The sequence below is a fragment of the Streptomyces gossypii genome (assembly GCF_025165795.1).
GTDB classification, from domain to species: domain Bacteria; phylum Actinomycetota; class Actinomycetes; order Streptomycetales; family Streptomycetaceae; genus Streptomyces; species Streptomyces gossypii.
This window is the reverse complement of sequence record NZ_JAJAGO010000001.1, coordinates 331,394-350,827: the sequence shown is the minus strand read 5'-3', so window position 1 is coordinate 350,827 and position 19,434 is coordinate 331,394. Positions and strand designations below refer to the sequence as shown.

Below are 19,434 nucleotides of genomic sequence, written 5' to 3'. Positions count from 1 at the left end.
TCGTGGGACGGGGAAGTCGAGAAGGGGACACAAGTGACACGGGCTTCCGAGGTCTACATCCAGGCAACCGCGACGGACCCGGCGGTCAGTGCCCAGGCCGATGTCAGCCTGGTCCAGGAGCGGTTGCGCAGCAAGCTGTCGTCGCTGACCCGGCCGGCGCTCGACGCGGACGGCGCGCATGCGGTGCGATCCGCCCTCACCGGCTTCTGCACCGGCGAGCTGCGTCCCCACCTCGCCGCCACCGACGAGACCCTCTACGCCGCGGCGTCCGGCGCGGCCGAGACCCGGCTGCTCGTACAGGCCCTGCGTGCCGCCTCGGCGGCGCTTCAGCGGCAGGTCGACGCGTTGTCCGCAGCCGAGGACGACGCCTCCGCACTCGCCGTCGCGCAGCAGGCCGAGGCCGTCCTCGGCGTTCACTTCACCGTGGAGCGGACCGTGCTGCTGCCCGCTCTCGCCGCCTTGCCGGGCGCCGACCTGCCGTCCCTCGTCGCCGACCTCCACACGCTGCTCAGCGGCGGGGCGCTGGAACGCCCAGCCGTCATCGACGTACGGGAGATCCCGCACGGCCGGCGTCATCCGCGTATCTTCGCCTGCTACGCGCGTCTCGCCCCCGGTGAAGCGTTCACTCTGGTCAACAACCACGATCCCAGGCCGCTGCGACGCGAGTTCGAGGCCGCTTACCCCGGCGCCTACAGCTGGGACTACGTCGAGTCCGGCCCTGAGGTGTGGCGGGTACGGATCGGGCGGGCGGCCGTCGATGCCTGACGCGCACGGCGCCTACGGGGACGCAGGCGGCGACCCCTCCGGTACGACCCCCTCCTCCGGCGCGGGCGGCACGCCGTTGCCCGGCGGCGGTCCGCCGGGTGCGGCCGTACCGCGCGTCCTGTGCGACACGCGGGCCCTGACCGCCGAGGCCCCGGCTACCGCCGCCGGAGCCCTGTGGAAGCTGGACGAGTCCGGGCGCCAGCTCGACGCGAACGTCGTACACCTGCGGCCCGGCCAGTGCGTGGACACGCACGCCGAGCCGGACCTGGACGTGCTCCTCCACGTCCTCACGGGCGACGGCACCCTCGGCACGGTGGACGGCGCCCGGCAGCTCGCGGAGGGCGTGCTGCTCTGGCTGCCGCGCGGTTCCGCCCGGAGCCTCACCGCGGGCCGGGACGGCCTGTCCTACCTGACCGTCCACCCGCGCCGCCTCGGCATGCAGATCCGCCACCGCCCCGAGCGGGCCGCCTCGGAGCAGCCGCCCCCCTGACGGGTACGGCGAGGGCCCGGTGCCTGATCCGGCAGGGTGTCGTCACGCCCGGGCGCACCGTCCCCACGTGTGCCGCGGTGGCGGGCGGGCCGGTGGCGGGCAAGGCTGGAGACATGAGCAAGAAGAAACCGGACGTCCGGGTGCGGCGGATCTACGACGAGGCGGAGGACGCGGACGGCAGCCGGGTGCTGGTGGACCGTGTCTGGCCGCGCGGGATGGCGAAGGGCGAGGCGGCACTGGACGCCTGGATCAAGGATGCCGCGCCCTCCACGGAGCTGCGCCGCTGGTACGGCCACGAGCCGGAGCGCTTCGACGCATTCGCCGAACGCTACCGGGCGGAACTTGCCGAGCCGGAGCCGCAGGAGGCGGTCGAGCACCTCAGGGAGCTGGCGGGGCCGAGCCGCCGCCTCACCCTCCTGACGGCGACCAGGGACGTCGACCTCAGCCACGCTCTCATCCTCGCGGACACCGTCCGAAACGGCTGATCCCTCCCCGCTGGCACCCGCACGGCCCCGGCCCGGTAAGCGCCGGCTGCCACGCTCCGTGCCCGGGTTGACGAAGCATGCGGAGGAGTGCATAGTTATACCTATCAGTGCATGCTTCGTAAGGAGAATCCCGTGACCGAGCGCGTCGTACTCGCCTACTCCGGCGGCCTGGACACCTCCGTCTGTATCGGCTGGATCGCCGAGGAGACCGGGGCGGAGGTCGTCGCCGTCGCCGTGGATGTGGGCCAGGGCGGCGAGGACATGGATGTCATCCGCAAGCGTGCGCTCGCCTGCGGGGCGGTGGAGGCGGAGGTCGCCGACGCCAAGGACGAATTCGCCGACGAGTACTGCCTCCCGGCGATCAAGGCCAACGCGCTCTACATGGACCGCTACCCACTGGTCTCCGCGCTCTCCCGGCCGACGATCGTCAAGCACCTGGTGGCAGCCGCCCGCAAGCACGGAGCGAGCACCGTCGCCCACGGTTGCACCGGCAAGGGCAATGACCAGGTGCGGTTCGAGGCCGGGATCTCCTCCCTCGCCCCCGACCTCAAGTGCATCGCCCCCGTGCGTGACTACGCGATGACGCGGGACAAGGCGATCGCCTTCTGCGAGGAAAAGGGCCTGCCGATCGTCACCACCAAGAAGTCGCCGTACTCCATCGACCAGAACGTCTTCGGGCGGGCCGTGGAGACGGGCTTCCTGGAGGACATCTGGAACGCCCCGATCGAGGACGTCTACGAGTACACGGAGAACCCGGCCACTCCCCGCGAGGCCGACGAGGTCGTCATCACCTTCGCGAAGGGTGTCCCCGTCGCCATCGACGGCCGGCCCGTCAGCGTGCTCCAGGCCATCCAGCAGCTCAACGAGCGGGCCGGAGCCCAGGGCGTCGGGCGGATCGACATGGTCGAGGACCGCCTCGTCGGCATCAAGTCCCGCGAGGTGTACGAGTCGCCCGGCGGCATCGCACTGATCGCGGCCCACCAGGAGCTGGAGAGCGTCACCGTCGAGCGCGAGCTGGCGCGGTACAAGCGCCAGGTCGAGCAGCGGTGGACCGAACTGGTCTACGACGGCCTGTGGTTCTCCCCGCTCAAGCGCGCACTGGACGGCTTCATCAACGAGGCGAACGAGCACGTCAGCGGCGACATCCGGATGACCCTGCACGGCGGCCGCGCCGTGGTCACCGGCCGCAAGTCGGATCAGTCGCTCTACGACTTCAACCTCGCGACCTACGACAGCGGCGACACCTTCGACCAGTCGATGTCCAAGGGGTTCATCGAGCTCTTCGGCATGTCGTCCAAGATCGCCGCACGGCGGGACCTCGCGCAGTAGTCTGCGCCTCACCGTCCGACCCGTTCCACCGCCACCCGCCTCCCCGCCGTGCCCACGGCGGGGAGGCGTGCCGTATCGGCACCCTGACACGACGCCTGACACGACAGAGGAGCAGAGCAACCGATGAGCAACGGACCGCAGGAAGGTGCCCGGGAAGGTGCCCAGGGCGGCGACGTACGGCTGTGGGGCGCGCGGTTCGCCGACGGACCGTCCGAGGCCCTGGCCAAGCTGTCCGCCTCCGTCCACTTCGACTGGCGGCTCGCCCCGTACGACATCGCGGGCTCCCGCGCACACGCCCGCGCCCTCCGTACGGCCGGCCTGCTCACCGAGGACGAGCTGCGCCGCATGATCGAGGGCCTGGACCAGCTGGAGGCGGACGTCGCGGACGGCTCGTTCACCGGTACCGTCGCCGACGAGGACGTGCACACCGCGCTGGAGCGCGGCCTGCTGGAGCGGCTCGGTCCGGACCTGGGCGGCAAGCTGCGGGCGGGCCGTTCCCGCAACGACCAGATCGCGACGCTCTTCCGGATGTATCTGCGCGACCACGCCCGGATCCTCGGCGGCCTGCTGGCCGACCTGCAGGAGGCGCTCACCGGCCTGGCACGGGCCCACCAGGACGTCGCCATGCCCGGGCGCACGCACCTCCAGCACGCCCAGCCGGTGCTCTTCTCCCATCATGTCCTCGCCCACGGCCAGGCCCTGTCCCGGGACGCGGAGAGGCTGCGCCAGTGGGACACCCGTACGGCCGTCTCGCCGTACGGCTCGGGCGCGCTCGCGGGCTCCTCGCTCGGACTGGACCCGCAGGCCGTCGCCCGCGAGCTGGGCTTCGAGCACGGTTCTTCGGCAAACTCGATCGACGGGACGGCCGCCCGCGACTTCGCTGCGGAGTTCGCCTTCATCACGGCGATGATCGGCGTCGACCTGTCGAAGATCGCCGAGGAGATCATCCTGTGGAACACGAAGGAGTTCTCCTTCGTGACCCTGCACGACGCCTTCTCCACCGGTTCCTCGATCATGCCGCAGAAGAAGAACCCTGACATCGCGGAGCTGGCGCGCGGCAAGTCCGGCCGCCTCATCGGCAACCTCACCGGGCTGCTGGCCACGCTCAAGGCGCTGCCGCTCGCCTACAACCGGGATCTGCAGGAGGACAAGGAGCCGGTGTTCGACTCCTGCGATCAGCTGGAGCTGCTCCTTCCGGCGTTCACCGGGATGCTGGCCACGCTCACCGTCAACCGTGAGCGGATGGAGGAACTCGCGCCCGCCGGTTTCTCCCTCGCGACCGACATCGCCGAGTGGCTGGTGAAGCAGGGTGTGCCCTTCCGGGTCGCGCACGAGGTGGCGGGGGAGTGCGTGAAGGTGTGCGAGGCGGAGGGCATCGAGCTCGACCAGCTCACCGACGAGCAGTTCACACAGATCTCGCCGCATCTGACGCCGGAGGTGCGTGAGGTGCTGCAGGTGAAGGGGGCGCTCGCCGCGCGGGACGGCCGGGGCGGTACGGCACCCTCCTCGGTCGCCGTCCAGCTCGCCGAGGTGACCGCCGATCTGGCGCTGCAGCGGGAGTGGGCGATGGCCAAGCGCTGAGCGCTCTCCTGGCAGAGCAGCAGCGCCAGCACCAGCGGGCCATGGCGGAGATCAGGATGGTGAACGTCACTGTCCCGGGTGAGACGAGCGTGTCTCATTCGGGATAGTGTCGTCTCATGAGTCTGGATCGTGAACGCGTACTGAGTGATGTCGCCGAGCAGCTGACCCGGAAGCCGTCGTCCTCCATGGACGAGATAGCCCGGTCGGCCGGCATCAGCCGCGCCACCCTCCACCGCCAGTTCGCGGGGCGTGACTCCCTGGTGCGGGCGCTGGAGGAGCTCGGGCTGCGGCGGCTCACCTCGGCTGTCGAGGAGGCCCGGCCCGAGGAGGGCGACCCGGTGGAGGCGCTGCGCCGCGTCATCGCCGAGGCCGAGCCGCTGGCGGGCTTCCTCGCCTTCCTGATCACCGAGAACCAGCTCTTCGAGCCGGGCGAGGTCAATGCTGGCTGGAAGCGCGTCGACGCGCGCGTCGACGCGCTCTTCCGGCGGGGCCAGGAGTGCGGGGTCTTCCGCCTCGACCTCACCTCCGCCTGGCTGACCGAGGCGACATACGCACTGATCACAGCCTCTGCCTGGGCCGTGCAGGCGGGCCGGGTGGCGGCCCGCGACTCCGGCCCCATGGCCACGGAGCTTCTGATCAACGGGGCATGCCGCAGGAGCCGGCCGTGAGCGGCGCGAGCCACGGCCCGCCGCACGGCTCCTCTCCCGGGACCAGGCCCGCACGGCAGCGCTGGCTCGCCCTTTCGGTGCTGGTGCTCGCAGTGCTGCTGGTCGGTGTGGACGCCACCGTGCTCGGCCTCGCCGCCCCGTTCCTCAGCGAGGACCTGGGCCCCTCCAGTACCCAGCTGCTCTGGATCGGCGACGTCTACTCCTTCGTCATCGCCGGACTGCTGGTCTCGATGGGCTCACTCGGTGACCGGATCGGCCGCAAGAAGCTGCTGCTGATCGGTTCGGCCGCCTTCGGCGCGGTCTCCGTGCTGACGGCGTACGCCCACAGCTCCGAGGCGATGATCCTGTGGCGGGCACTGCTCGGCGTCGCGGGCGCGACCCTGATGCCGTCCACCCTCGCGCTGATCCGCAACATCTTCCCCGACCCCAGGGAACGCAGCCTCGCGGTGGGGATCTGGGGCGCGATGGCGTCGGCGGGCGCGGCCGTCGGGCCCGTGGTCGGCGGATTCCTGCTGGAGCACTTCTGGTGGGGCTCCGTCTTCCTGATCAATCTGCCGGTGATGGCGGTACTGGTCGTCGTCGGCAGCAAGCTGCTGCCCGAATCCAGGAACCCGGACCCGGGGCCCTGGGACCTTCCCAGCGTCGGGCTCTCGATGGTGGGCATCGTCGCCACGGTCTACGCGGTCAAGGAAGCGGCGGCCTACGGTTTCCACTGGGATGCGGCCCTAGCGGGCGCCGCCGGTTCGCTGGCGCTCGTCCTGTTCGTACGGCGGCAGCTGCGGCTGGCCTCACCGCTGCTGGACATGCGGCTCTTCCAGCACCGCGGCTTCTCGGGCGCCGTGCTCGCCGACCTGCTCACCATCCTGGGCCTCTCCGGGCTGATCTTCTTCCTGTCGCAGTTCCTCCAGATGGTGCAGATGCGCTCACCGCTCCAGGCGGGGCTGGCCGAACTGCCCGCCGCGGTCGGCGCCGTCGCGGCAGGACTCGCGGCGGCCACCGTCGCCCGCCGCACCTCGGTACGCGCCGCCGTCTCGGGCGGACTGGCGGCCGTCGGACTCGCCCTGGCCGCGTGTGCCGGGCTGCAGCCCTCGACCGGCTACTGGCTGCTCGGGCCGGTGCTGCTGCTCCTCGGTGTCGGGGCCGGTCTCGCCTTCACGGTCACCGCCGACGTCATCCTCTCCAGCGTCCCGAAGGAACAGGCAGGTGCCGCCTCCGGCGTGTCGGAGACGGCCTACGAACTGGGGACCGCGCTCGGCATCGCGCTGCTCGGCTCCGTGGTGACCGGCTTCTACCGCACCTTCGCCACGCCCCCGGGGGTGCCCGAGAGCAGGGCGGAGGAGGCACGGGAGTCCCTCGGCGGCGCCGTGCAAGCCACCCATGGGCTGCCAGGGGAGGCGCGCGAACGGCTGCTGACGGCCGCTCAGGACACCTTCACCGAAGGGCTGCGGGCCGGGGCGAGTGTGGGTGCGGTCATCCTGCTGGGTGCGGCGGCCCTTTCCTGGCATCTGCTGCGCGACCAGCGACTGGAGGACACCCCGGCAGACGGCGACGCCTGAGCGGCGCACCGCCGCTTGTGCCGCCTGCGGGCTGGGTTTGCCCGGGAGATGTGGCGCGCACCAAGGCGGTGCGGGTGCCTTTCGGGCCGCGATGGCTTCCGGCGCCCAGGAACGATTCGGCTCGCTGGTGCATACGTTCGGCGCTGAGGGGCATTCGGGGTGGACCGGAGGACGGGCCGACGGTGGCCCTCGTTCCTTCAGCAACATGGACGGGCAGAAGCATGGCAACGACGGAAGATAAGAACGGCGAGAGTCGGGGTACGAGACTCTCCATTGCTGACGCGATGCGCGAAGCCGCCGAGCAGCTTGCCGAATTGCTGCGCAGCGCGCCGGGGTCGGTCTCCGCGCTCAAGGCGACCGATGACGGATGGTCGGCGGATGTCGAAGTGGTGGAGGTCGAGAGAATCCCCGACACCTCAAGTGTGATGGCCACCTATCGGGTACGCCTCGACGAGCAGGGTTCGCTTGTCGGTTATGAACGCGTCCGCCGTTACGCAAGGGGTCAGATCGACCGGCGATGAGGACTGTCCCTCTCGCAGGCGTTCTCGCAGAAGAAGGGAAGATCAAGCGTGAGTGTTGTACCGCAGACCAACTCATCGGGCGGCTCAGGCGGCTCGGGTAATCTCTACGACGTCCTGGAGCTCATCCTGGACCGGGGTCTCGTCATCGACGCCTTCGTACGGGTGTCCCTGGTCGGTATCGAGATACTCAAGATCGACGTTCGCGTCGTGGTCGCCAGCGTGGACACCTATCTCAAGTTCGCCGAGGCGTGCAACCGGCTCGACCTGGAGTCAGGTCGCAAGGCGCCGAGTCAGCTCACCGACATTGTGGGCGAGGCGACGGAGAGCGGCGCCAAAGGAAAGTCGAAAGGAGCGCTGACGGGCGCCGTCGAGGCGTTCAGCGACTCCCTGCAGGGGAAACGCGAAGAGCGAGAAGAAGAGCCGGCGGAGCGCGAGCCGAAGAAGGCGTCGTCCTCCGCTTCGGGTAACCGCCGTACACCGCGCCGACGGGAGGACTAGTCGTGTCCACGTACATCTACGCCATCACCCCGGCCGGCCACCCGACGGCCCTGGACGGTCTCGCCGGGGTGGGCGACCCCCCAGGTGAACTGCGTGTCCTGCGGACCGAGGCGCTCGGAGCGGTCGTGAGCGAGGCCCCGGAGGACCTGAGGGCCAAGCGCCGCGATCTGGTCGCCCACCAGAGCGTTCTGGAGCGGCTGATGAGGGACGGCGCCGTCCTCCCGATGCGCTTCGGCATAGTGGGGCCGAGTGACCGGCACGTGCTGGACTCCTTGGAGGAGCACCGCGACGCGTACGTGGAGCGGCTCAAGGAAGTCGACGGATGCCTGGAGTTCAACCTCAAGGTCTCCCGAGATGAGAACGATCTGCTGCGAGAGGTGGTCTCCGAATCCGAGGAGATCCGCCGGCTCAACGCCGTCACGCGCCAGAATCCGGCCGCACATGCCGAGAAGGTCGCTCTCGGCGAACTCGTCTCCCGTGAAGTGCGGGTCCGTGAGGAGAGCGCGGCCGCGGAAGTGGTGAAACAACTCGCGCCGACCGCCCGGCGGCACTCCCTCGCGGAGCCGACGACGAAGCACTTCCTCAACGTCTCCTTCCTCGTCGGCCGGGCGGAGGCCGCCTCGTTCTCCCAGGCGGTGGACGAGGAGGCGCAGCGGCGCGGGGAGGCGTACACGCTGAGCCTGAACGGCCCGCTGCCGCCCTACAGTTTTGTGTGACATGGCAGGCGTGACAGAACTCCGGGAAAGCTCCCGCTGACGCACGCCTGGCCGCACAGTGATCGGAGGAATTCCTCCATGGGTCTCCTCGGAGAGATTCTGGCTCTGCCCCTCGCTCCGGTACGGGGCACGGGCTGGGTGATCGATCAGCTGTTGCTGACCGCCGAGCGCGAATACTACGACCCCGCACCGGTGCTTGAGGAACTGGCACAGCTTGAGCAGGAGTTGCTCGACGGGACGGTCAGCGAGGAAGAATTCGACCGCCGGGAAGACGAACTGCTCGACAAAATGGCGCGGCTCGAGGAACATCAGCGGCGCCTGCGTGCCCGCTCCTGACCCCCGTGCGACAGGGAGACAGAGGTGTAGGACAAATGATGAACAACGCCAAGATAGGTCTGGCACTCGTCGGAGGGTATTGCCTCGGGCGCACGAGAAAAGCGAAACTCGCCATAGGAATGGGCATGTTCCTTGCGGGTAAGAAGCTGGACCTGGACCCGCAGCGGCTCATGAAGACGGCGTCGAACTCTCCTCTTCTGAGCGGCCTGACCGACCAGGCCCGCACGGATCTCGTCGAGGCGACGAAGACCGCGGCGGCAGGCGCCCTCACCGAGCGGGCGAGCGGTCTGGCCGACTCCCTCCGCGAGCGCACCCTGGACTTGGAGAAGACGAGCGGGGAAGCGGAGGACGAGGAGGAACGAGCGGACGGCGAGGAGGAACGAGCGGACGGCGAGGAGAAGGCGGGCGAGGAGAAGGCGCGCGCGCCGCGCCGCAAGGCGAGCCCGGCCAAATCGGCGGCTGCCAAGCCTGGCGCTGCCAAGTCCACGGCGACCGGCACGGCGAAGGCCGGTGCCGCCAAGTCCCGCAAGACGGCCGCCTCCGGTGGCCGCAAGGCAGCATCCGGTACCCGGCGTGCGTCCAGTGGCAGCGGAGGCGGCAATGGCTGAGTCGGCTCTGAGCAAGTTCAAGGACGAGGTGGCGCAGAATCCGGCCACCGACCGGCTGAAGGAAGAACTCCGGAACTACCTCCAGGCCCGGGCCCAGCACGCGGTGACCGGAATCGGGCACAAACTGGGTGACAGCGTCGGCAAGCTCGGGGACGGGGCCGGCGCGGGCGGAATGGCCGGAAGCCTCGCCAAGGGCGGCCAGGCTCTCAGTGAAGGGAAGTCCCCGGCGAAGGCAGCGATGAGTGTGGGCGCCTCCCAGCTGAAGGACAAGGTGAAGGGTCTCTTCGGCAAGGGCGGCAAGGCCGGCGGTGGAGGAAAGTCCAAGAGCGTCACCGTCGTCGAGGACATCGACGTGGGCGTCCCGGTGCGTGAGGCGTACGACCAGTGGACGCAGTTCCAGGAGTTCAGCACCTTCGCCAAGGGTGTCGTCAGCGTGGAGAAGGCCGACGACACCAGCAGCAACTGGAAGGTGAAGGTCGCCAAGTCCACCCGCAGCTGGAAGGCGAACGTCACCGAGCAGATCCCCGACGAACGGATCACCTGGACCACCGAGGGCGCCAAGGGCACGGTCAAGGGGGTGGTCACCTTCCACGCGCTCACCGAGGACCTGACACGGGTGCTGCTGGTCCTCGACTACTTCCCCAAGGGACTCTTCGAGAAGACCGGCAACATCTGGCGGGCACAGGGCCGCAGGGCCCGCCTGGACCTGAAACTCTTCCGCAAGTTCCTGATGATGCGCGGTGAGGCCACCGACGGCTGGCGCGGAGAGATCCGTGACGGCGAGGTCGTGGTGGAACACGAGGACGCGGTGGAGGAAGAGGAGCGTGCCCGTGAGGCGGAAGCCGCGGAGGACGACGAGGGAGGTCCGGAACAGGAGCTGGAGGACGAACCGGTCGACGAGCAAGATGACGAGGACTCCGAGGACTCCGAGGACTCCGAGCAGGCCGACGCCCCGGACGAGGGCGATGAGGAGGCGGGCGAGCTGGAGGACGAGGAGCCCGAAGAAGCCGAAGAAGAGGACGAGCAACTCGCCCGTCGCTGACGGGAACCGACCGCAGACAAGGCGCACGCATGTCCGATTCAATGGCCGACCGTATGGGGTCCTCCCGAGGGACGACCCCTTATGGCCAGCAGGGTTCATCCGCCAATCTCGCCGACATTCTGGAACGGGTCCTGGACAAGGGCATCGTCATCGCCGGTGACATCCAGATCAACCTTCTCGACATCGAGCTCCTGACGATCAAGCTGCGACTGCTGGTCGCCTCGGTGGACAAGGCGAAGGAAATGGGCATCGACTGGTGGGAGCACGATCCGTCGCTCTCCTCCCGGGCCCGCCCGCCCGTCTCCTCCGCAGCTCAAAGGGGCAGCGAGCTCAGTGACGAGAACGCCCGTCTGCGGGCGGAGATCGCCGAGCTGCGTGCCGCCGTCGGCCTCCCGGAGGCACCGGCCCGGGAGGCCGAACCAGCGGAGGCCGTGGAGGCGGAGGAAGGGAGGACGCGATGACCGCCGAGCTCTGCTACCTCTACGCCGTCGGCCGCCCGGCGGAGCTGGACGAGGCGGCCGAGGGGGTCACGGGCCAGGACGGCGCCGCGGTACGCACCGTGTACGCGGCCGGGCTCGGCGCACTCGTCAGCACCGTCTCCGCCGACCGGTTCGGTGAGGAGGGGCTGAAGGCGCAACTGGAGGATCTGGACCGGCTGGAGGCCGTCGCGCGATGCCACCATGGAGTGGTCGCCGCCGCGTACCAGCGCACCACCGTCCTCCCGATGCGTCTGGCCAGCGTATATCTGGACGACGCAGGGGTGACCGCCATGCTGCGGGAGCGCGGCGAGGAGTTCCTCGCCATGCTCTCCCAGCTCGAGGGCCACGTCGAATGGGGCGTCAAGATCTACGCCGATCCGGGGCGGGCCGTCCCGGCGCCCGCCCGCCCGGTGCCGCCGTCCGCGGAGAGCCCCGGGCGGGCGTACCTGCAGCGGCGGCAGGAGAACCGCCGGAACCAGCAGCAGCTGCACCGGGATGTGGAGGCCGTGGTCTCGCGGGTCGCCGAAGCGGCCGGGGAGCTGGCCGCCGCCCGGGTGGCCCATCGTCCGCAGCAGGGCGAACTCGCCACCGGGCCCGGGGAGAACGTCACCAACGACGGCTACCTGGTGCCCTCCGGGCACGGCGAGGCCTTCCGTGAAGCCGTGACCCGTCCGGCGGGCGGTGTGCCCGGCGTCCGCGTCGAAGTGACCGGTCCCTGGGCTCCGTACTCCTTCGCGGTGCCCCGTGAGCGCTGAACGTCCGGCGGCGGCCGAGGGCTTTCCGCACGACCTGCGCACACCCGCCGAACTGGAGCCGGTGGAGGCGCTCGCGGGGCGTCAGGTCGCGCTCATCGATTTGCTGGACCGCCTGCTGAACGGCGGCGCCGTGCTCACCGGTGACCTCGTACTGTCCATCGCCGACGTCGACCTGGTCCGCATCAATCTCCGTGCCGTCATCCACTCGATCACACCGGACGACCCCGCGCCGTGGTGAAAGGCGCTACAGCCGGCGCGCGCACGGCCGCCAAGGGCGGAACTCCCGAGCACCAGACCGGGGGAGGCCGGCACCACTGCGAAGACACCCTGGGAGGGCAAGCGCCATGGCACGAGAGCCGGCAGAAGACACCGGAGCCCCCCGCCTGGACGAGGTCGCCAGGGCCGCCGCCCACGCTTTCGACCTGCTGCCCGCCGGGCCGGAGGGCAGCGCTCCGGTGACCGCTGCCCAGCGTTTGGGGACCGATCCGGACACCGTGGAACGCGATCTGATCAAACTGGTCCTCACCATCGTCGAACTGCTCCGTCAGCTCATGGAGCGTACGGCTCTGCACCGGGTGGACGAGGGCGACCTGAGCGCGGACCAGGAGGAGCGCATCGGGATGACCCTGATGATCCTCCACGACCGGATGAACGAACTGTGCGACCGCTACGGCCTCACCATGGAGGATCTCAACCTGGACCTCGGCCCACTGGGGTCCCTCCTGCCGCGAGCCGACACCTCGTGACGTGGGGTCAGGAGCACGGAGTCGGGGCGGCCCGGTTGCCGATGGGGGTTTCACACGCAGTCAGGCGGATACCCGGTCCCCATGGCTAAGGAAGCGACCAACCAGCGAACGGCAGCCAACTCCACGAACGGAACCACCGGCACGGCCCATACCACCGGCAGCTCGAAGGATGCCGCTCAGACCGCCACCAAGGCGGACACGGGGCCGGCGACCGAGCCGAAAGCGCCGAAGCCGCTGATCTCGGCACTGCCAGTCAGCGAAGAGACGCTCAAAACCACCCTGCGCGCACCCCAGGCGGCCGCCGCTGCCACCTGGACGGCTGTCAGGGCGCGGAAGATCCTGGTGACCGGAGTCGGCGCCGGAGCGGTGGCAGTCGCGACTGCCTCCTTCTTCATCGGGCGGCACACCGCCGTCAGCGGCGCCGGCCCTCTGACGCGCGTGACCGGCGGACGACTGTAGTTCTGGCGGGCGCGCGGCGGCAGCTACGCGTTCCTTCGGCTCTGCGGGGCCTGGAGGGCCCCTTCCGGCCGCGTCGTGGGGATGTCCGGATACATGCGGTATCCGGACATCCCTCCGTCTTGTGACGCGTCCCCTGCCTGCGGCGGGGAGACCCCTCCACGAACCTGCGTGGCCGACCGCAAGCCGTCGGTCGACTGCAAGCCGCCGGCCGCGCGCCCGGCACGCTCAGGCGGCGGTCCGGACCTTCGTTGCGTACATGTCGACGTACTCCTGGCCCGAGAGCCGCATGACCTCGCTCATGACCTCGTCCGTCACCGCGCGCAGCACGTAGCGGTCCCGGTCCATGCCCTCGTAGCGGGCGAAGTCCAGCGGCTCGCCGAAGTGGACGCTGATGCGGTGACCACGGCCGAGCCGCGGCAGGCCCTTGCCGCCGGGCTGCACCTCGTCGGTGCCGATCATCGCGAACGGCACCACGGGTGCACCCGTCATCAGGGCGAGCCGTGCGATGCCGGTGCGGCCCCGGTAGAGCCGTCCGTCGGGGGAGCGGGTGCCCTCCGGGTAGATGCCGAAGACATTGCCCTCCTCCAGCACTCGGCGGCCGGTCATCAGCGCGGCGACGCCGCCACGGCCGCCGTCCCGGTCCACCGGGATCATGCCGACTCCGGTGAAGAACCACGCCATCAGACGCCCCTTCACCCCTTTGCCGGTGACGTACTCGTCCTTGCCGATGAAGAAGACCTGGCGCTTGCACACCAGTGGCAGGATCACCGAGTCGATGAAGGTCAAATGATTCCCGGCCAGGATCACCGGGCCGGTACCGGGAATGCGCTCCGCGCCCTCGACCCTCGGCCGGAGCAGCACGCGCAAAACCGAGCCGAACAACGCTTTGATCAGCTGGAAACGGGACACGGACCCTCCGTCGACGATGGCATGGCGCACACTCGCGGCGCAGGTGAGGACGATACTCGCCGTCGTCCGCGCCAGCGGCACCGGGTCACGGCGGGAATCATCTGCGGCGCTCATCGGTGGTGTGCACTCAGAAGCTGTTTTCGCCGTGTTCGGCCGAGCGTCTCCCGCCGGAAAGGTCAACCCACCTACCATCAGCGCGTTGTTGGACAGGTACGCGACAGGTGCGCGACATCGGATCACGGAGTGAGGAGACCCCATGTCACAGGAGCAGCGGCCGGGCCGCAGAGCCCTGCTGGGTGCGGCGGCGGTGGGTGCGGGCGTCGCGGCGCTGGGCCCGGCGGGCGCGGCATACGCGGCGGACGGACCGGGGAGCGCGGCAGCTTCCTCTTCCGGGGGTTCCCGCCACCGGCTGCCGGTGCCGGCTGTCGTCGCCCACCGCGGCGCCAGCGGCTACCGGCCCGAGCACACCCTGGGCGCGTACGAACTGGCCCTGGAGATGGGCGCCGACATCATCGAACAGGATGTCGTGCCGACGAAGGACGGCCATCTGGTCTGCCGGCACGAGAACGACATCACCGGCACCACGGACGTGGCCGACCACCCCGAGTTCGCCGGGCTCCGGACGACGAAAACGGTCGACGGAAAGTCGCTGACGGGCTGGTTCACCGAGGATTTCACCCTCTCCGAGCTCAAGACGCTGCGCGCCAAGGAGCGGCTGCCCAAGGAGCGGCAGCACAACACGCTCTACGACGGCCGCTGGGAGGTGCCCACCTTCGAGGAGGTCCTGCGGTGGGCCGACCAGCAGCGCTCCCGGCGCGGCGGCAGCCCCGTATGGCTGCATGTCGAGACGAAACACCCCAGCTACTTCCGTGACCTGGACCTCGGGCTGGAGGAGCGGCTGGCGAAGCTGCTGCGCAAGTACGGACGGCACCACCGGAACGCCACGAACTTCGTCCAGTCGTTCGAGCCCAGCAGTGTCCGGAAGCTGGGCAAGCTGGTGGACTGCCCCGGTGTCGTGCTGCTGGGGTCCGCGACCTCGCGGCCCTGGGACTTCCAGGAGGCGGGCGACCCGCGCACGGTCGCCGATCTGGTGACGCCCGAGGGCCTGAAGTGGATCTCACGCTTTGCGAAGGGCATCGGCCCGACGCTCGACCTGGTCATCCCGAAGAACTCCGACGGCAGTCTCGGCGAGCCGACCACCCTGGTCCGGGACGCGCACGCCCAGGGGCTGGTGCTGCACCCGTACACCATGCGGAACGAGAACGCCTTCCTGCCGCGCGAGTTCCGCCGGGGCACCGAAGCCGGGGCGTACGGGGACGCGTTCGGCGCGTACAAGGTGTACCTGGAGACGGGCATCGACGGCGTCTTCTCCGACAACCCGGACACGACGCTGCTCGCGGCCGAAGCGCTCCGCCGTCGCTGAACACGAGAGCTGGACTCCGGAGCTGAAGGCGAGAGCCGAACGCGGTCGGCGGACGGTGCCCGCTCCCCGGGCGCCGTCCGCCCAACCGTCAGCGGCGCGTCGGGAATCTCACAGGACGGTCACGGGCCGGTGAGGTTCCGGTAGTCAGGGATGCCGCGCACAATGCTCTGGTCGGAGCCGCGGCACCCGAACTCCAGGGAGGGTGCGGCAGGCAACCGGCTCCTCCAGGGCAGACAGTCCGGATGCGGCACCCTCATCACTTCGCCTGTCCGGGCGTACACGGAATAAGGGGAGGCATGCGCACATGGGCATGAGCGTGACCATCTCTGCGGCGACCGAGCAGGACGCCGAGCAGATCCTCAAGCTGCAGTACCTCTGCTACCAGTCGGAGGCGGAGCTCTACGGCGACTACCGCATCGAACCCCTCACCCAGACCCTCGAACAGGTGCGAGCCGAGTTGAGCGAGGGCTGTGTGCTCGTCGCACGGCTCGGCGAGGAGATCATCGGTTCCGTGCGCGGCAGCGTCGACGCCGACTCCACGGCGCGCATCAGCAAGCTCTGCGTCCACCCGCGGATGCGGCGGCACGGTCTGGGCGGCAGGCTGCTCGCCCGGATCGAGGAGCGGCTGCTGGCCGAGCGCGCGGCCAAGCGGTACCGCCTGTTCACCGGGAAGCGCAGCGAGGGCAATCTGCGCCTCTACCGCAGGTACGGCTACGCGGCGGTCGGCAGCGCGCCGGACGTTGACGGCAGCAGCGTCACCCTGGTCACCATGGAGAAGGAAGCGGGCGCGCAGGCGTACACCACGAGCGCCTGAGAAGCTGTCGTCCTGCCCCGGTGGAGGAATTCCGCCGGGGCCAGGCCCTGCCGGGGGCCAGGTCCGGGTCAGGTCCGCTTCCGGGCGGCACCGCGCAGCCACAGCAGCCCGGTCACCGGAAGAGCCAGCGGGATGAACAGATAGCCCATGCCGTAGTCCGACCAGACCGTCGCGTCCGGGAAGGCGGAGGGGTCGGCGAGCGTCCAGGTGCCCACTGTCAGCACCCCCAGCAGCTCCGCCGCGCAGCACACGAGTGCTGCCTTGCGGGCACCTTCCCCACCGCGCACCAGGGCGACGGTGATGAAGGCGTAGACGAGAGCGGCGACCGCCGAGAGGACATAGGCCAGCGGAGCCTCCTCATAGCGGGTCGTCAACTGCACGATGGAGCGGGACGCGGCTCCGACGGTGAAGATTCCGTACAGCGTGACCAGCAGTTTTCCCGGGCCGGTGCCGATCCCCGGCCTGCCCCCGCCCGCACCCGCTCCGCCCGCACCCCCGTCGCCGGTGCCCTCGCCGCCCGTGCGCTTCAGCCGCTCAGACACCGTTGCCCTCCCAGATGTCGTAGAGCCGCACCTGGAGTACGGCCAGCACCACCGCGCCCGCCACCACGCTCAGCGAGCCCCAGCGGGTCCGCTCACCCAGCGACAGCATTCCGGTCGCCGGCATGCAGCACAGGATGCCGACCAGATACGAGACGAAGACCACCGTCCCGTCGGCCGGCTCCTCGCCGCGCGCCAGCTGCACGGTCCCCACCACCAGCTGGACCAGGGCGAGCGCCGTCACGACGCCCATGCCGATGAAGTGCCAGTCCTTGGTGGGCTGGTCGCGATAGGCCGCGTGACCGCACCAGGCGGCCAGGGCGAGCGCGGCCACGGCGAGCGCGACCGTCAGCGGGGTGAGCATGACCGCGATTCTAGAAGGGTGCGCCGCCCCGTCCCGTGGCCCCCCTGTCCCGGCCTGCCAGGGCCAGTCGCCGTGGATCGTGGCGTTGACCACAGCCAGCTTCGCGATCCGGCGTCCACCGAAGCTGCCCTCCCGTACCTCTGGATCACATCAGTGCAGGTCACAGCGGCATTCCGGAGTTATGCCCGGCGGATCGGGCGGCGCGCCCGGCACCGCCCCGGACCTTCCGGTGTCCATAATACGGACATCTCGTCCCAGATTACGGCGTGAGAGACGGCGGTCTGTTTTACTGAATCCATGAGCACGACGAGCTGCCGCACCCTTGCGACCGAGGCGACGATGACGCCCGGTGCTCGTTGTATGGGCACACACCGCATGCCCGTCTGCCGAATGTGTGCCTGCTGAGGGCCCACGGCTGAACCGCCCCGCGCCCCGAAGCGGGAACTGAGCGCCACGCTCACCTCGCAGTGCCCCCGTCTTCCATCCGGGCTGCGCTCTGCCACGAACCCTCTCCCCCGCTCCGCAGGGGATGCCACCTGCCCGGCGCCGCGCTCGCGCGCGCCCGGCACTCGACAGTGACGGAAATCCAGTGATCACGACAACGGACCTGACAAAGGTCTACCGCACAGGAGAGCGCGACATCACCGCGCTCGACGGTGTGAACCTGCACGTCCCGGAGGGGGAGGTGTACGGCGTCATCGGACAGAGCGGCGCCGGGAAGTCCTCCCTCATCCGCTGCGTGAACCTGCTCGAGAGGCCGACCTCGGGCACGGTCACCGTCGACGGCGCGGACCTGACCGCGCTCGCCCGGCGCGGCAGCCGTACCGCCCCGGCCCGCCGCCCCACCGCCGAGCTGCGCGCGGCGCGCAGCCGGATCGGCATGGTCTTCCAGCACTTCAACCTGCTCTCCTCGCGCACCGTGCAGGGCAATGTCGAACTGCCCCTGGAGATCCTCGGCCTCGACCGCCGCGAGCGGGCAGCCAAGGCCCGTGAGCTGCTGGACCTGGTCGGCCTCGCCGACAAGGCGCGGGTCCACCCGGCCCGGCTCTCCGGCGGCCAGAAGCAGCGCGTCGGCATCGCCCGGGCGCTCGCCGGTGACCCCAAGGTGCTGCTCTCCGACGAGGCCACCTCCGCTCTCGACCCCGAGACCACCCGCTCCGTGCTGCAACTCCTGCGCGACCTGAACAAGCAGCTCGGGCTCACGGTGCTGCTGATCACGCACGAGATGGACGTCGTGAAGGCGGTCTGCGACTCGGCGGCGCTGATGAGCAACGGACGGATCACCGAATCCGGCACCCTGACCGACCTGCTCGCCACACCCGGCTCCGAGCTGGCGCGGGAACTCTTCCCCGTCGGCGGCGAACCCACGGGCGAGGACCGGACCGTCGTCGACGTCACCTTCCATGGCGGCACCGCCACCGAACCCGTCATCTCCCAGCTCTCCCGCACCTACGACATCGACATCTCCATCCTCGGCGCCGCCATGGACACCATCGGCGGCCGGCAGGTCGGCCGGATGCGGATCGAACTGCCCGGCCCCTTCGAGGACAACGTCGTCCCGATCGGCTATCTGCGCCAACAGGGCCTCCAGGCCGAGGTCGTGACCGCACCGACGGCCAAGGGCGCGCCCGTGCCCACGCTCGCGAAGGAAGGTGCCGAATGACCTGGGACGAGATGGAGCCGCTGCTCACTCAGGGGTCCGTCGACACGCTCTACATGGTCCTGTGGTCGGCGGTCATCTCGGTGCTGGGCGGCCTGCCGCTGGGCATCCTGCTCGTCCTCACCGACAAGGGCGGCCTGTTGCAGAGCGGCCCCGTCAACCGGATCGCCGGGGTGATCGTGAACCTCGGGCGGTCGCTGCCCTTCATCATCCTGCTGGTCGCCCTGATCCCCTTCACCCGCTTCGTGGTGGGCACCTCCATCGGACCGACCGCGATGGTGGTGCCGTTGGCGGTCGGCGCGATCCCGTTCTTCGCGCGGCTCGTCGAGACCGCCGTACGCGAGGTGGACCGCGGGATTGTCGAGGCCGTGCAGGCGATGGGGGGCGGAGTGCCCACCGTCGTCCTCAAGGCACTGCTTCCGCAGGCGCTGCCCTCCCTGATCGCCGGGCTGACCACGACAGTCATCACGCTCATCGGCTACTCCGCGATGGCGGGGGCAGTCGGCGGCGGCGGGCTGGGCTCGGTCGCCGTCACCTACGGCTACCAGCGTTTCGAGACCCCTTTCATGCTGCTCACGGTCGCCGTACTGATCGTGATCGTCACCGCTGTGCAGCTGGCCGGCGACGGAGCCGTCCGGCTGCTGGCACGCCGCGAGCGCGCCACCACCTGAGAAACCAGAGCAACAAAGAG

At 69.9% G+C, this 19,434-nt stretch carries 25 protein-coding genes; 22 read left to right on the top strand and 3 right to left on the bottom strand.

Going from position 1 to position 19,434, the window contains the following annotated elements:
- Positions 1–33 precede the first annotated feature (33 nt).
- From LHJ74_RS01625 to LHJ74_RS01540, 18 genes are all read left to right on the top strand, one after another.
- A complete protein-coding gene (locus LHJ74_RS01625) occupies positions 34–765 on the top strand; it encodes a DUF2249 domain-containing protein (protein ID WP_260215566.1) in 732 nt (243 codons plus the stop codon).
- Entirely contained in the window at positions 758–1,255 is a 498-nt protein-coding gene (locus LHJ74_RS01620; RefSeq protein ID WP_260215565.1) for a hypothetical protein, read from the top strand. Before LHJ74_RS01625 ends, LHJ74_RS01620 begins: the two co-directional genes overlap by 8 nt.
- Positions 1,256–1,368: 113 nt before the next feature.
- A complete protein-coding gene (locus LHJ74_RS01615) occupies positions 1,369–1,740 on the top strand; it encodes a DUF488 domain-containing protein (RefSeq protein WP_260215564.1) in 372 nt (123 codons plus the stop codon).
- Between the two features lie 132 nt (positions 1,741–1,872).
- Positions 1,873–3,069, top strand: a complete 1,197-nt coding sequence (locus LHJ74_RS01610; RefSeq protein ID WP_260215563.1) for an argininosuccinate synthase — start codon at positions 1,873–1,875, stop codon at positions 3,067–3,069.
- 123 nt (positions 3,070–3,192) lie between these two features.
- Positions 3,193–4,650 carry an argininosuccinate lyase gene (gene argH, locus LHJ74_RS01605; RefSeq protein WP_260215562.1) on the top strand — a complete coding sequence of 486 codons (1,458 nt, stop codon included), beginning with the start codon at positions 3,193–3,195 and terminating at the stop codon, positions 4,648–4,650.
- 116 nt (positions 4,651–4,766) lie between these two features.
- A complete protein-coding gene (locus tag LHJ74_RS01600) occupies positions 4,767–5,318 on the top strand; it encodes a TetR/AcrR family transcriptional regulator (protein WP_260215561.1) in 552 nt (183 codons plus the stop codon).
- On the top strand, positions 5,297–6,874 hold the full coding sequence (locus tag LHJ74_RS01595) for an MFS transporter (protein WP_375546636.1): 1,578 nt from the start codon (positions 5,297–5,299) through the stop codon (positions 6,872–6,874). The genes LHJ74_RS01600 and LHJ74_RS01595 overlap by 22 nt, the downstream gene beginning before the upstream one ends.
- Positions 6,875–7,095: 221 nt before the next feature.
- The gene (locus LHJ74_RS01590) at positions 7,096–7,395 is read left to right on the top strand and encodes a gas vesicle protein GvpO (protein ID WP_260215558.1); all 300 of its coding nucleotides are present in this window, start codon (positions 7,096–7,098) and stop codon (positions 7,393–7,395) included.
- A gap of 48 nt (positions 7,396–7,443) precedes the next feature.
- Complete coding sequence (locus tag LHJ74_RS01585; protein ID WP_260215557.1) at positions 7,444–7,893, top strand: gas vesicle structural protein GvpA; 450 nt, start codon at positions 7,444–7,446, stop codon at positions 7,891–7,893.
- Between the two features lie 2 nt (positions 7,894–7,895).
- On the top strand, positions 7,896–8,609 hold the full coding sequence (locus LHJ74_RS01580; RefSeq protein WP_260215556.1) for a GvpL/GvpF family gas vesicle protein: 714 nt from the start codon (positions 7,896–7,898) through the stop codon (positions 8,607–8,609).
- A gap of 78 nt (positions 8,610–8,687) precedes the next feature.
- Positions 8,688–8,945, top strand: coding sequence for a gas vesicle protein GvpG (locus LHJ74_RS01575; RefSeq protein ID WP_260215554.1), 258 nt, complete (start codon positions 8,688–8,690; stop codon positions 8,943–8,945).
- A 125-nt stretch (positions 8,946–9,070) separates the two neighbouring features.
- The gene (locus LHJ74_RS01570; protein WP_260215552.1) at positions 9,071–9,553 is read left to right on the top strand and encodes a hypothetical protein; all 483 of its coding nucleotides are present in this window, start codon (positions 9,071–9,073) and stop codon (positions 9,551–9,553) included.
- On the top strand, positions 9,546–10,595 hold the full coding sequence (locus tag LHJ74_RS01565) for an SRPBCC family protein (protein WP_260215550.1): 1,050 nt from the start codon (positions 9,546–9,548) through the stop codon (positions 10,593–10,595). The genes LHJ74_RS01570 and LHJ74_RS01565 overlap by 8 nt, the downstream gene beginning before the upstream one ends.
- Before the next feature lie 29 nt (positions 10,596–10,624).
- Positions 10,625–11,056, top strand: coding sequence for a gas vesicle protein (locus tag LHJ74_RS01560; RefSeq protein WP_260215548.1), 432 nt, complete (start codon positions 10,625–10,627; stop codon positions 11,054–11,056).
- Positions 11,053–11,829: a GvpL/GvpF family gas vesicle protein gene (locus LHJ74_RS01555; protein ID WP_260215547.1), complete on the top strand. Its 777-nt coding sequence runs from the start codon at positions 11,053–11,055 to the stop codon at positions 11,827–11,829. Before LHJ74_RS01560 ends, LHJ74_RS01555 begins: the two co-directional genes overlap by 4 nt.
- Before the next feature lie 34 nt (positions 11,830–11,863).
- Complete coding sequence (locus LHJ74_RS01550) at positions 11,864–12,067, top strand: gas vesicle protein (RefSeq protein WP_260215936.1); 204 nt, start codon at positions 11,864–11,866, stop codon at positions 12,065–12,067.
- A 106-nt stretch (positions 12,068–12,173) separates the two neighbouring features.
- On the top strand, positions 12,174–12,575 hold the full coding sequence (locus LHJ74_RS01545; RefSeq protein WP_260215546.1) for a gas vesicle protein K: 402 nt from the start codon (positions 12,174–12,176) through the stop codon (positions 12,573–12,575).
- Positions 12,576–12,656: 81 nt separating this feature from the next.
- Complete coding sequence (locus LHJ74_RS01540; RefSeq protein WP_260215545.1) at positions 12,657–13,034, top strand: hypothetical protein; 378 nt, start codon at positions 12,657–12,659, stop codon at positions 13,032–13,034.
- 225 nt (positions 13,035–13,259) lie between these two features.
- On the opposite strand, the gene LHJ74_RS01535 is transcribed toward LHJ74_RS01540, so the two are convergent.
- Complete coding sequence (locus tag LHJ74_RS01535; protein WP_260215935.1) at positions 13,260–13,943, bottom strand: lysophospholipid acyltransferase family protein; 684 nt, start codon at positions 13,941–13,943, stop codon at positions 13,260–13,262.
- A gap of 256 nt (positions 13,944–14,199) precedes the next feature.
- Here LHJ74_RS01535 and LHJ74_RS01530 point away from each other — a divergent pair, with 256 nt between their 5' ends.
- Both LHJ74_RS01530 and LHJ74_RS01525 read left to right on the top strand, forming a co-directional pair.
- The gene (locus LHJ74_RS01530; RefSeq protein WP_260215543.1) at positions 14,200–15,366 is read left to right on the top strand and encodes a glycerophosphodiester phosphodiesterase; all 1,167 of its coding nucleotides are present in this window, start codon (positions 14,200–14,202) and stop codon (positions 15,364–15,366) included.
- A gap of 304 nt (positions 15,367–15,670) precedes the next feature.
- Complete coding sequence (locus tag LHJ74_RS01525; RefSeq protein ID WP_260215541.1) at positions 15,671–16,180, top strand: GNAT family N-acetyltransferase; 510 nt, start codon at positions 15,671–15,673, stop codon at positions 16,178–16,180.
- A gap of 68 nt (positions 16,181–16,248) precedes the next feature.
- On the opposite strand, the gene LHJ74_RS01520 is transcribed toward LHJ74_RS01525, so the two are convergent.
- Together LHJ74_RS01520 and LHJ74_RS01515 are read right to left on the bottom strand one after the other, a co-directional pair.
- Complete coding sequence (locus tag LHJ74_RS01520) at positions 16,249–16,635, bottom strand: hypothetical protein (protein WP_260215933.1); 387 nt, start codon at positions 16,633–16,635, stop codon at positions 16,249–16,251.
- A 79-nt stretch (positions 16,636–16,714) separates the two neighbouring features.
- The gene (locus LHJ74_RS01515; protein ID WP_260215540.1) at positions 16,715–17,083 is read right to left on the bottom strand and encodes a hypothetical protein; all 369 of its coding nucleotides are present in this window, start codon (positions 17,081–17,083) and stop codon (positions 16,715–16,717) included.
- A 589-nt stretch (positions 17,084–17,672) separates the two neighbouring features.
- Between LHJ74_RS01515 and LHJ74_RS01510 the strand changes: the two genes are divergently transcribed.
- Positions 17,673–18,746: a methionine ABC transporter ATP-binding protein gene (locus LHJ74_RS01510; RefSeq protein WP_260215539.1), complete on the top strand. Its 1,074-nt coding sequence runs from the start codon at positions 17,673–17,675 to the stop codon at positions 18,744–18,746.
- On the top strand, positions 18,743–19,414 hold the full coding sequence (locus tag LHJ74_RS01505; protein WP_260215538.1) for a methionine ABC transporter permease: 672 nt from the start codon (positions 18,743–18,745) through the stop codon (positions 19,412–19,414). The genes LHJ74_RS01510 and LHJ74_RS01505 overlap by 4 nt, the downstream gene beginning before the upstream one ends.
- The last annotated feature ends 20 nt before the right edge of the window (positions 19,415–19,434 follow it).